Here is a 12488-nt window from a genome sequence, read left to right as displayed (position 1 = left end):
GAGGCTGGGCATGGCCGAGACCCATGTGCTGTTCGTGGAGGACGACGACGTCATCCGCGAGGCCACGACACTGGCGCTGGAACGCGACGGGTTCGTGGTCACCGCCATGCCCGACGGCCTGTCGGGGCTGGAGTCCTTCCGGGCGGACCGGCCCGACATCGCCCTGCTGGACGTGATGGTGCCCGGCATGGACGGCGTGAGCCTGTGCCGCCGCATCCGTGACGAGTCGACCGTCCCCGTGATCATGCTGTCGGCGCGGGCCGACTCCATCGACGTGGTCCTGGGCCTGGAGGCGGGCGCCGACGACTACGTCACCAAGCCCTTCGACGGCTCCGTGCTCGTCGCCCGCATCCGCGCCGTGCTGCGCCGCTTCGGGCACGCGGGCGGCCCGCAGAACGGCGCCTCGAACGGCTCCGAGACGGACGGCTCCGACGAGCGCGGGGTACTGTCCTTCGGCGACCTGGAGGTCGACACCGAGGGCATGGAGGTCCGCAAGGCGGGCGCCGCCGTGGCCCTGACCCCCACCGAGATGCGGCTGCTGCTGGAGTTCTCCTCCGCGCCCGGGACCGTCCTCTCGCGCGACCGGCTCCTGGAACGCGTCTGGGACTACGACTGGGGCGGCGACACCCGGGTCGTGGACGTCCACGTCCAGCGGCTGCGCACCAAGATCGGGCAGGACCGGATCGAGACGGTCCGCGGCTTCGGCTACAAACTCAAGGCATAGGCACGGGCACAGGGATGAGGAAGGCGAAGGTCATGGGGGACGCGACCGCATGAGGCCCCTGAGGACCATGAGGACCGCGACCGCATGAGGCGCTTCACCCTGCGCACGGGGATCCGCTGGAAGATCACGCTCGCCATCGCCGCCGTCGGCGCGCTCACCGCGCTGGCGCTGAGCCTGGTGGTGCACAGCGCTGCCCGCGTGTCGATGCTGGAGAGCGCCCGCGACCAGGAGCTGGAGCGGGTGCAGTTCATCGCCCGCACCGCCGAGGCCGGCCGCAAGCCCAACTGGGGCGCCAAGCTCAACGACCCCGAGATGCCCGCGGAGCTGCGGGACAAGGCCCGCTCGGGGCGGCGCGGCACCTACGTCCAGGAGTCCCGCAAGGCGCCGGTGGTGTGGGCCGCGGTCCCGCTCGGCAACGGGCAGGTGCTCTCGCTCAACCACCAGTTCCGTGAGAGCGCGAACATGGTGCGTGACCTGGACCGGGCCCTGGTGGTCGGCTCCCTCGCCGTGGTGATCGGCGGATCGGCCCTCGGGGTGCTGATCGGCGGCCAGATCTCCCGCCGGCTGCGCAAGGCCGCGGCCGCCGCGCAGCGGGTGGCGCACGGGGATCCGGACGTACGGGTGCGCGACGCGGTGGGCGGCGTCGTACGGGACGAGACGGACGACCTCGCGCGGGCCGTGGATGCCATGGCCGACGCCCTCCAGCAGCGGCTGGAGGCGGAGCGGCGGGTGACGGCGGACATCGCCCACGAGCTGCGGACCCCGGTGACGGGCCTGCTCACCGCCGCGGAACTGCTGCCCCCGGGCCGGCCGACGGAGCTGGTGCGCGACCGGGCGCAGGCCATGCGGGCCCTGGTGGAGGACGTACTGGAGGTGGCCCGGCTGGACAGCGCGTCGGAGCGGGCCGAGCTCCAGGACGTGGCGCTGGGCGAGTTCGTGAGCCGGCGCGTGTCCTCGCTGATGCCGGAGGCCTCGGTACGGGTGGTCGCCGACGAGATCGTGAGCACCGATCCGCGCCGCCTGGAGCGGATCCTCGGCAACCTGCTGGCCAACGCCGCCCGCTACGGGCAGCCGCCGATCCAGGTCGACATCGAGGGCCGGGTCGTGCGCGTGCGCGACCACGGGCCGGGTTTCCCCGAGGCGCTGCTGCTGGAGGGGCCGAGCCGGTTCCGGACGGGGTCGACGGACCGGGCCGGGGTCGGGCACGGGCTCGGGCTGACCATCGCGGAGGGCCAGGCGCGGGTCCTGGGCGCCCGGCTGACGTTCCGCAACGTGGCGGCCCCGGGCGGCGCCACCGGCGAGGGCACGGCGGCCGGGGCGGTGGCGGTGCTGTGGCTGCCGGAGCACGCCCCGACGGCGACGGGCAGCTTCCCGGTCATCCAGCTCCCGGGCTGACACCGCGATGTTTTAGCATCCGTGCCATGACTGACGGTACGGATCGCCCCCACAGCCCCCAGCCCGACCCCGCCTCCGGGAGCGGCGGCGGCTACGGATTCCCGCCGGGGCGGATACCCGGCGGGTACGGCTATCCGCAGCCGGGGCAGAGCGGCCCCCACCCGGCCACCAACCCCTACCAGCCGGAGCCGCCGACCGGACAGGGCTCCGGCGCGCAGGGCTTCGGCCCGCCGCAGGCACAGCCTCCGCTGGGCGCGGAACCGTTCCCCCCCGCTCCGGCCGCCCCCGACGCCCTCGGCGCCCTCGGCGCCGCCGCCCAGCCCGACTGGCAGGCGATGGCCGACCGCACCGAGGCGCAGCGGCGCAAGCGCCGGATGCTGACCATCGGGATCGGGGCGCTGGCGGTGGTCCTGGTGGCGGGCGGCGCCGCCTTCTTCGTACTGAACGGGTCGGGCGATCCGGCGGACAAGCCCGTGACGGCCTCCTCGGGCTCCCCCAGCCCTTCGGGCCCGGCGCAGTCCCCGGATCCCAAGACCCCGGAGGACGACTCCCCGACCGTGCCGGGCGAGCCGAACCTGCTGCGCGACCGCAGCGGCAAGATGGGCATCGCGCTGGGTCCGGGCGCCTCGCTGGGCGAGCTGGCCAAGCGGACCGAGGTGCGGTTCAAGGGGACGGCGGACTCGTACGCACAGGGCGCCGAGGCGGCCGTGGACGTCACGAAGAGCTTCAGCGTCTCCGCCCGCGCCTACAACGTGGCCGAGACCGGCTCGCGGATGGCGGTCAGCCAGGGCGACGGGGACTCGTACTCGTTCGAGCTGGGCTTCGAGGTCGTGAACGGGAAGAAGGCCTGGGTCTTCCGGGTGCAGACCGGCGACAAGGGCCAGGCGGCGACGGCCCAGCAGGTGGTCGTGGACAACGTCGACACGACGCGGACGTGGGCCCTGCTGACGGGCACCTACGACGCGGAGAAGAAGACCATCGCGCTCTGGGTGGACGACAAGCCGGGCGGTCAGGCGCAGGTCTCCGGCATCTGGGCCGGCCCCGGCCCGCTCCAGCTGGGCCGGGCCCGCCACCACGGGATCTGGAGCGCCGCGTGGGACGGTCCGCTCGACCACATCCGGATCTACGACCAGGTGCTGGGCAAGGAGCAGATCACCGGGCTGAAGAACAACAAGCCCGACAAGAAGACCAGGGCCACGCACCAGTGGCTGATCTGATCCCGCCCCGGATCCCCGGGGCGGGGGCGGCGGTCCGTCAGACGGAGACGCCGACGGAGCGCAGGAAGGCCACCGGGTTGATCGCGGAGCCGTAGTTCGGGGTGGTGCGGATCTCGAAGTGCAGGTGCGGACCGCTGGAGTTGCCGGTGTTGCCGGACAGCGCGATCTGCTGGTTCGAGGAGACCTTCTGGCCGATCCGGACCTGGATCTTCCAGAGGTGCGCGTACTGCGAGTACGTGTTGTTCGCGTGCTTGATCACGACGGCGTTGCCGTACGCGGGGCCGTCACCGCCGCCGTTGGGGCCGGCCTTCACGACGGTGCCGGTGGCCGCGGCCTTGACGGGGGTGCCGACGGGGACGGCGAAGTCCTGGCCGGAGTGCTTGTGCGACCACATGGTGCCGCCCTTGCCGAAGGTCGCGGACAGCGTGTAGCTCTTCACCGGCTTGGTCCACAGCCCGGTCTTCGCGGCGGCGGCCTGGGCCTGCGCCTGCGCCTGGAGGGCGACCTGCTCGGCGGCGGCGGGGAGCGCCGCGGGGGCCTCGTCGGCGAAGGCGGCGGTCGTCCCGGCCCCGAGTGCCAGGGCCGCGCCGAGGGCGGTGGCGGCGAGGGCGATACGGGTACGACGGGTGCTGACGCGCTTCGCGGACATGCGGAGACCTCCGGGGCCGGGGACAAGGACGTGAATCGGGCAAGAAAGGACCCGGCGCTGCGGCCGTCGGGCCGTCGGTGCCGGGCTTGCCCATCCTTGGTAACCCGGGCGCCCGGGCATCCCCAAATGTCCCGGTTACTACCCCGCCTCGTAGCCGCACGAGGGCTTTCCGTCCTGTTGACGGCGCCCCTGCTGGGCGGACGTGGGGACAAAACGGGCGAGAAAACCTACGAGAGGTCCTAGTAGGTCCGATTTGCCCTGTGCGGCTTGTCACCGGCCACAGAACCCTCAAGTGGCCCCGCTCACACGGAAAAGGGGCGGCCCCGGAACCTTTCGGTTCCGGGGCCGCCCCTTCGTACTGCCGTCCTCGGGGCCTTACGCGCCCTTGGACAGGTCCGGGCCGGAGCCCGTGGCCTCGATCGGGGGGAGGTCCGGCAGGGCCGACTTCTCCTCGCCGCGGAAGGTGAACTTGGCGGCTTCGCCCTCACCCTCCACGCCGACGACCACGATGTGACCGGGGCGCAGCTCGCCGAAGAGGATCTTCTCCGACAGCAGGTCCTCGATCTCGCGCTGGATGGTCCGGCGCAGCGGGCGCGCACCCATGATCGGGTCGTAGCCGCGCTTGGCCAGGAGCTGCTTCGCGTCACCGCTGAGCTCGATGCCCATGTCGCGGTCCTTGAGGCGCTCGTCCACCTTGGCGATCATCAGGTCGACGATCTGGATGATGTCTTCCTGGCTGAGCTGGTGGAAGACGACCGTGTCGTCGACACGGTTCAGGAACTCGGGCCGGAAGTGCTGCTTGAGCTCTTCGTTGACCTTCGCCTTCATCCGGTCGTAACCGGTCTTGACGTCGCCCTGGGCCGCGAAGCCCAGGTTGAAGCCCTTGGAGATGTCCCGCGTACCCAGGTTGGTCGTCATGATGATGACCGTGTTCTTGAAGTCCACGACCCGGCCCTGGGAGTCGGTCAGACGACCGTCCTCCAGGATCTGGAGAAGGGAATTGAAGATATCCGGGTGCGCCTTCTCGACCTCGTCGAAGAGGACGACGGAGAACGGCTTCCGGCGGACCTTCTCGGTCAGCTGGCCGCCCTCTTCGTAGCCCACGTAGCCGGGGGGCGAACCGAAGAGGCGGGAAACCGTGTGCTTCTCGCTGAACTCCGACATGTCGAGGGAGATCAGCGCGTCCTCGTCGCCGAAGAGGAATTCGGCGAGCGTCTTGGACAGCTCCGTCTTACCGACACCGGACGGACCGGCGAAGATGAACGAGCCACCGGGACGCTTCGGGTCCTTCAGACCCGCACGGGTGCGGCGGATGGCCTGGGAGAGCGCCTTGATGGCGTCCTTCTGGCCGATGACGCGCTTGTGGAGCTCGTCCTCCATGCGCAGGAGGCGGGAAGACTCCTCCTCCGTGAGCTTGAAGACGGGAATGCCGGTCGCGGTCGCGAGGACTTCGGCGATGAGCTCGCCGTCGACCTCGGCGACGACGTCCATGTCGCCGGCCTTCCATTCCTTCTCGCGCTTGGACTTCCCGGCCAGCAGCTGCTTCTCCGAATCACGGAGCGAAGCCGCCTTCTCGAAGTCCTGGGAGTCGATGGCCGACTCCTTGTCGCGGCGCACGGCCGCGATCTTCTCGTCGAACTCGCGGAGGTCCGGCGGTGCGGTCATCCGGCGGATGCGCATCCGGGAACCGGCCTCGTCGATCAGGTCGATCGCCTTGTCCGGCAGGAAGCGGTCCGAGATGTACCGGTCCGCCAGCGTCGCCGCCTGGACGAGGGCCTCGTCCGTGATGGAGACGCGGTGGTGGGCCTCGTAGCGGTCGCGCAGGCCCTTGAGGATCTCGATCGTGTGGGGGAGGGAAGGCTCCGCCACCTGGATCGGCTGGAAACGGCGCTCCAGCGCCGCGTCCTTCTCAAGGTGCTTGCGGTACTCGTCGAGCGTCGTGGCACCGATGGTCTGGAGCTCACCACGGGCCAGCATGGGCTTCAGGATGCTCGCGGCGTCGATCGCGCCCTCGGCGGCGCCCGCACCCACGAGGGTGTGGAGCTCGTCGATGAACAGGATGATGTCGCCGCGGGTGCGGATCTCCTTGAGGACCTTCTTCAGGCGCTCCTCGAAGTCACCGCGGTAGCGGGAACCGGCGACCAGGGCACCCAGGTCCAGGGTGTAGAGGTGCTTGTCCTTGAGGGTCTCGGGCACCTCGCCCTTGACGATCGCCTGGGCGAGGCCCTCGACGACGGCGGTCTTGCCGACGCCGGGCTCGCCGATGAGGACCGGGTTGTTCTTGGTCCGGCGGGACAGCACCTGCATGACCCGCTCGATCTCCTTCTCGCGCCCGATGACCGGGTCGAGCTTGGATTCGCGGGCAGCCTGGGTGAGGTTGCGGCCGAACTGGTCGAGGACCAGGGAGGTCGAGGGGGTGCCCTCGGCCGGGCCACCTGCGGTGGCCGACTCCTTGCCGCCCCCGGTGTAACCGGAGAGCAGCTGGATGACCTGCTGCCGGACCCTGTTGAGATCGGCGCCCAGCTTCACGAGGACCTGGGCGGCGACGCCCTCGCCCTCGCGGATCAGGCCGAGCAGGATGTGCTCGGTGCCGATGTAGTTGTGGCCGAGCTGGAGGGCCTCTCGGAGCGAAAGCTCCAGGACCTTCTTCGCCCGCGGGGTGAAGGGGATGTGGCCGGACGGGGCCTGCTGGCCCTGACCGATGATCTCCTCAACCTGCTGACGAACAGCCTCGAGCGAAATCCCGAGGCTCTCCAGGGCCTTAGCGGCGACACCCTCACCCTCGTGGATCAAGCCCAGGAGGATGTGCTCGGTGCCGATGTAGTTGTGGTTGAGCATCCGGGCTTCTTCCTGAGCCAGGACGACAACCCGCCGCGCGCGGTCGGTGAACCTCTCGAACATCGTTTATCGCTCCTCAGAGCGGTCGGGCAGTTCGGGGTCGGTCCCCGCCCTGTCCTTCCGCATGCTAGTCCCGCGGGGCGGGACAGCTCATTCCAACTGCCGACATCCGTCCGCGGCTCACCCCCACGTCGGTGAGGAAAACCGGCTTGAAGAGCCGACACCTGCTCCAACCCGATAGTGAGAGACGATGTTCCCGCAGGCCAGGCAGATACCCGTCAGGCGTGTACGCCGATGGCGAACGGGAGCCCGTCAAATCAGCGTGTCGCCCCGATCCACTAGGAATGTCTTACCCGTAAGGACGGACACTCCATGCCGGTGGGCACGGTTCCCTCCGCTACGGGCGAACACGCTTGTGTCCCGAATGCGGGACTCCACTCCGCGAACGTTTACCCTGCGCGACACGACGAGCGCGGTGCGTAACCCCGCGGTGCCGTGCGGAGTTGCTCCGGTCATGGCCGTCACCCCCGCGAGCGCCGTCCCCTCGCCCCGAGTCCCGCCGGAGCGGGACACCCGCTCCTGGTACGAGCGGGTGCTCGGCTGGCCCGTCGCCGGCGGACCGCCCGTCCAGCTGGTCACCGGGGTCCGGTTCGACGTGCTGGAGCTGCCCCACGAGGCCGGAGCCGCGCTGCTGCGCCGGTTCGCGGTCACCGGTCCGGTGGCCGCCGGGGGACGCGGGATGCGGTTCCTGGTGGCCCCGGGCAGCGCGGAGGAGCTGGACGGGCTCCTCGACTGGCTGGAGTGGGGCGGGGTGGGGCTGGACCTGATCGCCCTGGGCGCGGGGGGCAGGATCACCGCTCCCGTACCGCCGGGGGAAAGCCCTCGGGGGGCCGCCGTGTGGCTGCGGCCCCCCGAGCTGGGGTGCGAGGCGTCACTGCCGGCCCTGCCCGGTCCGGGGCAGGGCACCTGTCCCGGACAACGGGCCAGCGGGCCCGACCTCGTACGCCTGGTGGCCGCGGCGGCGACGGAATGCCACCGGACACGGCTGCGAAGGCGTACGCCTCAGCCCTTGGCCTTCTCGTAGGCCTCGCGGATGTCCGCGGGCACGCGGCCGCGGTCGTTCACGTTGTAGCCGTTCTCCTTCGCCCACGCGCGGATCTCGGCGGTGTCCGGGTTGCCGGCCGACGCGGCGGCACGACCACCCTTGGCGCGGCCCGCGGAAACGCGTCCGCCGGTGCGGCGGCCGCCCTTGGTGTACGGGTCGAGCAGCCCGCGGAGCTTTTCAGCGTTGGCGGTGGTGAGGTCGATCTCGTAGGTCTTGCCATCCAGAGCGAACGTCACGGTCTCGTCCGCCTCGCCACCGTCGAGGTCGTCGACAAGAAGGACCTGAACCTTCTGTGCCACCGGATTTCCTTTCATCGAAAATGCAGTACGCGGAAAGGAAACCGCTTTTGCCTGGAAAACACAAACCCCCGGTGAGAGGTTCAGGGCCGCAACAAGGCGGGAAACGTACGCGATTCGGACATAGGCCACAGGCCCGCCGGGGCCCTGAAAAGCCGCCGCGATCGGTCAGAGGTGCAGAAGCATCCGACTGTTGCCCAAGGTGTTCGGCTTCACTCGTTCGAGACCGAGGAACTCCGCGACTCCCTCGTCATAGGAACGCAGGAGCTCCATGTAGACATCGGTCTCCAGCGGGGTCTCGCCGATCTCGACGAAGCCGTGCTTCGCGAAGAAGTCCACTTCGAAGGTCAGGCAGAATACCCGGCTGACCCCGAGCCGGCGGGCCGTCTCCAACAACTTGGCGAGCACCTGATGCCCCACACCGGCGCCCTTCAGCTCCCGGTCGACGGCGAGAGTGCGCACTTCGGCGAGGTCTTCCCACATGACGTGGAGAGCGCCGCAGCCGACGACGCGGCCGTCGGAGTCGCGTTCCGCGACCCAGAACTCCTGGATGTCCTCGTAAAGGACCACGGGGGCTTTGTCGAGGAGGATCCGCTGCTGCACGTACTGGTCGAGCAGGTGGCGCAGCGCCGGAACATCACGGGTGCGCGCGCGGCGGATGGTCACTGTTTTCGCGTCTGCGGTGGAAAGCTCTCCCATACCCGGACGCTATCGCCCCGGCTCGGGCCGGGGCGCGGCGGAGTCCCCCTCGGGTTCCTCGGGTTCCGCGGGGGCCGCGCCGGAGGCGGCGGTGCCGGTGTCTTCGGGTTCGTCGTGCTGGACGATCCGGATGGCCGCGCGCAGGGCTTCCCGCTGTTCCGTGGACATCATGCCGAAGAAGGCCACGAGGGCGGCCGCGGGGTTGTCGCTGGTCGACCAGGCTTCGTTCATCAGCGCGGCCGAGTAGGCGGGGCGGGTGGAAACCGCCGTATACCGATAGGCGCGGCCTTCGGCTTCCCGGCGGACCCAGCCCTTCTGATGGAGATTGTCCATAACGGTCATGACCGTGGTGTACGCGATGGACCGTTCCTGCTGGAGGTCTTCCAGGACTTCCCGGACGGTGACCGGGCGGTTCCACTGCCACACCCGTGTCATCACTGCGTCTTCGAGTTCTCCCAAGGGGCGAGGCACAACAGCACGATAGTGCGGGATGGGATGAATTGCCCGACTATTCGACGGCAACGCGCGGTGGAACCCGCGCGGGCGGTTACTTGCGTGCCTGCTGGGCGGCGTCCGCGCGGGCGAGGACGGCGTCGACGGCCGCGTCCTCCTTGGCCTTGTTGGCGCCGCCCTGGCTCTTGACGATCGTCTTCACGAGGACGATGAAGAACGCGGCCATCACGATGGGGGGCACGAGCGCGGAGACGTAGTCCATGCCCCCAGCCTAGCTACCCCGCCGCCCGCCCGGCCGCCGGGGGCGGGGTGGGCTTGCGGCGCGGCGGGAAGGCCTCGCCCGGGGTCGGGACGGGCCGCGCCGGGCGGTCGGGCCGCGGGGACTGCCCGGGCTTCGGCGCCGGGGCCGGGGCGGGCGCCGGGGCCGGGGCGGGCGCGGGGGCCGGGGCGGGCTCCGGGCGGGGCCGCTCGGGGCGCGGGTCGGCGTCCGCGGCGGTCCGGGGGCGCTCCCCCGCCTCCGGGGCGGGGCGGGGGGCGCCGCGGCCGCCGGCCAGGGCCAGCAGCCGGGTGCGGGGCGCGGGCGTGGCCGACAGGCGGCGGCGTACGGAGCGCTCCGCGACGGCCTGGGCGCGTTCCAGCACGGTGGCCGCGAGCGGGTTGGCCCGCAGCGCGCGCAGGGCGGCGAGGTCGTCTGGCTGCGGCTCGTACCCGGCGGCCAGGGCGTCCTGGAGGAGCTCCAGGTAGCCGGAGAGGCTGCCCGGCAGGGCCCGGCGGTAGCGGGCCAGGTCGTCGAGCAGGAAGGCTCTGAGCCGGCCCGCCTCCAGGACCGCTTCGTCCACCGACCCCGCGAGGCGCAGGCAGTCCTGCACCTCCGCGGGCGTCAGGGGGGCCGTCGAGGGCTGGAGGGCGTGGGCGAGGAGGCGCCTGAGCACGAGCAGCTCGGCGGCGCTGAACGCCATGCCGCCGCGGGATCCGTAGGGCGTGGGCATGGGCCGAAGATACGCGCTAATCGGACAAAATCCCCTGAGGGTGCGGGATCGCGGCGCGGCGGGGCCGCGCCGCGCCCGTCAGCCGGATTCCTTCACCGAGCGCACGAAGTCGGCCCAGGCGGCGTGCGTGGTGGCCATCACCAGGTGCGCCGGGTCGGCCCGGTCGGCCACCCGGACGAGCGTGCCGGGCGCGGCGGCCACGTAGACGCAGGCGTCCTGCCCGGGGCCGCAGTGGGACGATTTGCGCCAGTCGGGCCGGGTGTTCGCGGTCATGGGGTGTCTCCTCCGCCGTGGACGGGGTCGCCGCCCTTCCGGGGCTGCGGTGTCTTTCCACCGCGACGCTATCCCCGCCGGAGGCGTACTCCGGCCATTTCCGTGAAAAATCGTCCGGGGAATACCGCCGGTTCTCAGTCCACGGGGAAGGCGTACGCGATCTCGTAGCGGGAGTCGGGGATCACGAGGTCGGCGGTTTCGACCGGCCGGCCGTCGGTGTCGAGATAGGTGCGCTCGATCTCGGTGATCATCGAACCGAGGCTGATCCCGAGGAGGTTGGCCTGGTCCTGGTTGGCCCGGGAGGGCCGGGGGATCTCCACCACGGAGGCCACGGTGATGCCGATGGACCGCATCCGGGCCACCACTCCGGCCCCGCGCAGCTCACCCGCCTCCGGCAGCACGACGGGGGTGCCGGAGGTGATCGCCAACGGCTCCCAGGACTCGGAGAGTTCGGCGGGGCTGCCGTCGGCCATGAACTCGTAGCGGGTCACCACGCACGGGGCGCCGGTCTCGATCGCGAGGCGGGCGGCGATGCGGGCGGGGGCCGGGGCCTCGGGGACGGTCCGGGAGTCCCAGGACGCGGCGATGCCGTGGGCGGCGGCCTCGGAACGGAAGGTGTGGCCGGCCCCGGGGACGCGGCGGCGGGTGCGGAGCATCCGCATGCGGCGGCGCGGGGTGCGCACGTAGGTGCCCGAGCCGGCGCGGCCTTCGAGGAACCCCTCGATGATCAGCTGTTCCATCGCGCGCTGCGTGACGCTCTGTCCGACGGCGTACTCGTCGGCGAAGCGGGCGCGGGAGGGGAGCTTGTCACCGATCGCCCATTCGCCCGCCTCTATGCGGGCCCGGAGCGAGTCGACCACCTGCAAGTACGGTGAAACACGGGGCATTTGGGCCGTCCTGTGCCGTCTCGGCGGTGCCGCCTCGGAGCATGTGCGTGCGACGCCGACAAGCTAACCGATCAGGTTCAAGCTGAGGATTCGGCCTGACGGTGCGTGCCTGTGCCCGGGCGGGGGGCCGCCCGGGCACAGGCCGCCCCCGTCACACGAAGTTCGGCGCGTTGCGCTCGTAGACCAGCCGCAGGCCGATCAGGGTCAGCCACGGCTCGTGCTCGTCGATCACCGCGGACTCGCCGAGGACGACCGGGGCCAGGCCGCCGGTGGCGATGACGCGCACGTCGGCCGGGTCGCCGCCCGGGCCCACCAGCTCCTTGGCCATGCGGGTGACGATCCCGTCGACCTGGCCCGCGAAGCCGTAGACCACGCCCGAGCGCATCGCCTCGACCGTGGACTTGCCGATCACGTTGCGCGGCCGGGCCAGCTCGATCTTGTGGAGCTGGGCACTGCGCGCACCGAGCGCCTCCATCGAGATCTCGATGCCCGGGGAGATCACCCCGCCCGCGTACTCGCCCTTCGCGGAGACCGCGTCGAAGGTGGTCGCCGTGCCGAAGTCCGCGACGATCGCCGGACCCCCGTACAGCTCGACGGCCGCGACCGCGTTGACGATGCGGTCCGCGCCGACCTCCTTCGGGTTGTCCATCAGGATCGGCACGCCCGTCTTGACGCCGGGCTCCACCAGGATCGACGGCACGTCGCCGTAGTAGCGGCGGGTCACCTCGCGCAGCTCGTGCAGGACCGACGGCACCGTCGCGCAGATCGCGATGCCGTGGATCCCGTCGCCCAGCTCGCTGCCGAGCATCGGGTGCATCCCCATCAGGCCCTGCATCAGGACGGCCAGCTCGTCGGCCGTCCGGCGCGGGTCGGTGGAGACCCGCCAGTGCTCGACGATCTCGGCACCGTCGAACAGACCCAGGACCGTGTGGGTGTTCCCCACGTCGATGGTGAGCAGCACCG

General features: G+C 71.2%; 14 protein-coding genes. 4 read left to right on the top strand and 10 right to left on the bottom strand.

The window, feature by feature from the left end; translation table 11 throughout:
* Window positions 1-10 precede the first annotated feature (10 nt).
* The 3 genes from cseB to ACFYYT_RS35160 all read left to right on the top strand — a co-directional run bounded on the left by cseB (window position 11) and on the right by ACFYYT_RS35160 (window position 3336).
* A complete protein-coding gene (cseB, locus tag ACFYYT_RS35170; protein ID WP_351828794.1) occupies window positions 11-724 on the top strand; it encodes a two-component system response regulator CseB in 714 nt (237 codons plus the stop codon).
* 84 nt (window positions 725-808) lie between these two features.
* Window positions 809-2119 carry a two-component system sensor histidine kinase CseC gene (gene cseC / locus ACFYYT_RS35165; protein ID WP_351828796.1) on the top strand — a complete coding sequence of 437 codons (1311 nt, stop codon included), beginning with the start codon at window positions 809-811 and terminating at the stop codon, window positions 2117-2119.
* A gap of 26 nt (window positions 2120-2145) precedes the next feature.
* On the top strand, window positions 2146-3336 hold the full coding sequence (locus ACFYYT_RS35160; protein WP_351828798.1) for a LamG-like jellyroll fold domain-containing protein: 1191 nt from the start codon (window positions 2146-2148) through the stop codon (window positions 3334-3336).
* Between the two features lie 37 nt (window positions 3337-3373).
* Here the strand turns inward: ACFYYT_RS35160 and ACFYYT_RS35155 are convergent, their stop codons facing one another.
* Together ACFYYT_RS35155 and ACFYYT_RS35150 are read right to left on the bottom strand one after the other, a co-directional pair.
* A complete protein-coding gene (locus ACFYYT_RS35155; protein WP_351828801.1) occupies window positions 3374-3985 on the bottom strand; it encodes a M23 family metallopeptidase in 612 nt (203 codons plus the stop codon).
* A gap of 375 nt (window positions 3986-4360) precedes the next feature.
* Entirely contained in the window at window positions 4361-6886 is a 2526-nt protein-coding gene (locus tag ACFYYT_RS35150; RefSeq protein ID WP_351828803.1) for an ATP-dependent Clp protease ATP-binding subunit, read from the bottom strand.
* A gap of 451 nt (window positions 6887-7337) precedes the next feature.
* Here ACFYYT_RS35150 and ACFYYT_RS35145 point away from each other — a divergent pair, with 451 nt between their 5' ends.
* The gene (locus ACFYYT_RS35145) at window positions 7338-7907 is read left to right on the top strand and encodes an SCO3374 family protein (protein WP_351828805.1); all 570 of its coding nucleotides are present in this window, start codon (window positions 7338-7340) and stop codon (window positions 7905-7907) included.
* Here the strand turns inward: ACFYYT_RS35145 and ACFYYT_RS35140 are convergent.
* From ACFYYT_RS35140 to ACFYYT_RS35105, 8 genes are all read right to left on the bottom strand, one after another.
* Complete coding sequence (locus ACFYYT_RS35140) at window positions 7886-8227, bottom strand: Lsr2 family protein (protein WP_030236840.1); 342 nt, start codon at window positions 8225-8227, stop codon at window positions 7886-7888. The two genes, ACFYYT_RS35145 and ACFYYT_RS35140, sit on opposite strands and share 22 nt — an antisense overlap.
* 165 nt (window positions 8228-8392) lie before the next feature.
* Window positions 8393-8923 carry an amino-acid N-acetyltransferase gene (locus ACFYYT_RS35135; protein ID WP_351828808.1) on the bottom strand — a complete coding sequence of 177 codons (531 nt, stop codon included), beginning with the start codon at window positions 8921-8923 and terminating at the stop codon, window positions 8393-8395.
* A gap of 9 nt (window positions 8924-8932) precedes the next feature.
* Window positions 8933-9394: a BlaI/MecI/CopY family transcriptional regulator gene (locus tag ACFYYT_RS35130; protein WP_351828809.1), complete on the bottom strand. Its 462-nt coding sequence runs from the start codon at window positions 9392-9394 to the stop codon at window positions 8933-8935.
* 76 nt (window positions 9395-9470) lie between these two features.
* Window positions 9471-9638, bottom strand: a complete 168-nt coding sequence (locus ACFYYT_RS35125) for a hypothetical protein (protein ID WP_351828811.1) — start codon at window positions 9636-9638, stop codon at window positions 9471-9473.
* Between the two features lie 13 nt (window positions 9639-9651).
* Complete coding sequence (locus ACFYYT_RS35120) at window positions 9652-10335, bottom strand: hypothetical protein (protein ID WP_362861640.1); 684 nt, start codon at window positions 10333-10335, stop codon at window positions 9652-9654.
* A gap of 108 nt (window positions 10336-10443) precedes the next feature.
* Window positions 10444-10638: a DUF397 domain-containing protein gene (locus ACFYYT_RS35115; RefSeq protein WP_351831097.1), complete on the bottom strand. Its 195-nt coding sequence runs from the start codon at window positions 10636-10638 to the stop codon at window positions 10444-10446.
* 134 nt (window positions 10639-10772) lie between these two features.
* Complete coding sequence (locus tag ACFYYT_RS35110; protein WP_351831098.1) at window positions 10773-11525, bottom strand: GntR family transcriptional regulator; 753 nt, start codon at window positions 11523-11525, stop codon at window positions 10773-10775.
* A gap of 151 nt (window positions 11526-11676) precedes the next feature.
* The gene (locus ACFYYT_RS35105) at window positions 11677-12486 is read right to left on the bottom strand and encodes a type III pantothenate kinase (protein ID WP_351831101.1); all 810 of its coding nucleotides are present in this window, start codon (window positions 12484-12486) and stop codon (window positions 11677-11679) included.
* Window positions 12487-12488 lie beyond the last annotated feature (2 nt).

It is taken from the genome of Streptomyces sp. NPDC002032, from assembly GCF_042890765.1.
Lineage (GTDB): Bacteria > Actinomycetota > Actinomycetes > Streptomycetales > Streptomycetaceae > Streptomyces.
The sequence above is the reverse complement of the archived record's forward strand: the minus strand, read 5'-3'. Positions and strand labels throughout refer to the sequence as shown.

What these genes read in the sequence shown, in the direction of transcription:
- cseB (WP_351828794.1), top strand. Translation starts at nt 11, where the DNA reads ATGGCCGAGACCCATGTGCTGTTCGTGGAGGACGACGACGTCATCCGC.
- cseC (WP_351828796.1), top strand. Translation starts at nt 809, where the DNA reads ATGAGGCGCTTCACCCTGCGCACGGGGATCCGCTGGAAGATCACGCTC.
- ACFYYT_RS35160 (WP_351828798.1), top strand. Translation starts at nt 2,146, where the DNA reads ATGACTGACGGTACGGATCGCCCCCACAGCCCCCAGCCCGACCCCGCC.
- ACFYYT_RS35155 (WP_351828801.1), bottom strand. Translation starts at nt 3,985, where the DNA reads ATGTCCGCGAAGCGCGTCAGCACCCGTCGTACCCGTATCGCCCTCGCC.
- ACFYYT_RS35150 (WP_351828803.1), bottom strand. Translation starts at nt 6,886, where the DNA reads ATGTTCGAGAGGTTCACCGACCGCGCGCGGCGGGTTGTCGTCCTGGCT.
- ACFYYT_RS35145 (WP_351828805.1), top strand. Translation starts at nt 7,338, where the DNA reads ATGGCCGTCACCCCCGCGAGCGCCGTCCCCTCGCCCCGAGTCCCGCCG.
- ACFYYT_RS35135 (WP_351828808.1), bottom strand. Translation starts at nt 8,923, where the DNA reads ATGGGAGAGCTTTCCACCGCAGACGCGAAAACAGTGACCATCCGCCGC.
- ACFYYT_RS35125 (WP_351828811.1), bottom strand. Translation starts at nt 9,638, where the DNA reads ATGGACTACGTCTCCGCGCTCGTGCCCCCCATCGTGATGGCCGCGTTC.
- ACFYYT_RS35120 (WP_362861640.1), bottom strand. Translation starts at nt 10,335, where the DNA reads ATGGCGTTCAGCGCCGCCGAGCTGCTCGTGCTCAGGCGCCTCCTCGCC.
- ACFYYT_RS35115 (WP_351831097.1), bottom strand. Translation starts at nt 10,638, where the DNA reads ATGACCGCGAACACCCGGCCCGACTGGCGCAAATCGTCCCACTGCGGC.
- ACFYYT_RS35110 (WP_351831098.1), bottom strand. Translation starts at nt 11,525, where the DNA reads ATGCCCCGTGTTTCACCGTACTTGCAGGTGGTCGACTCGCTCCGGGCC.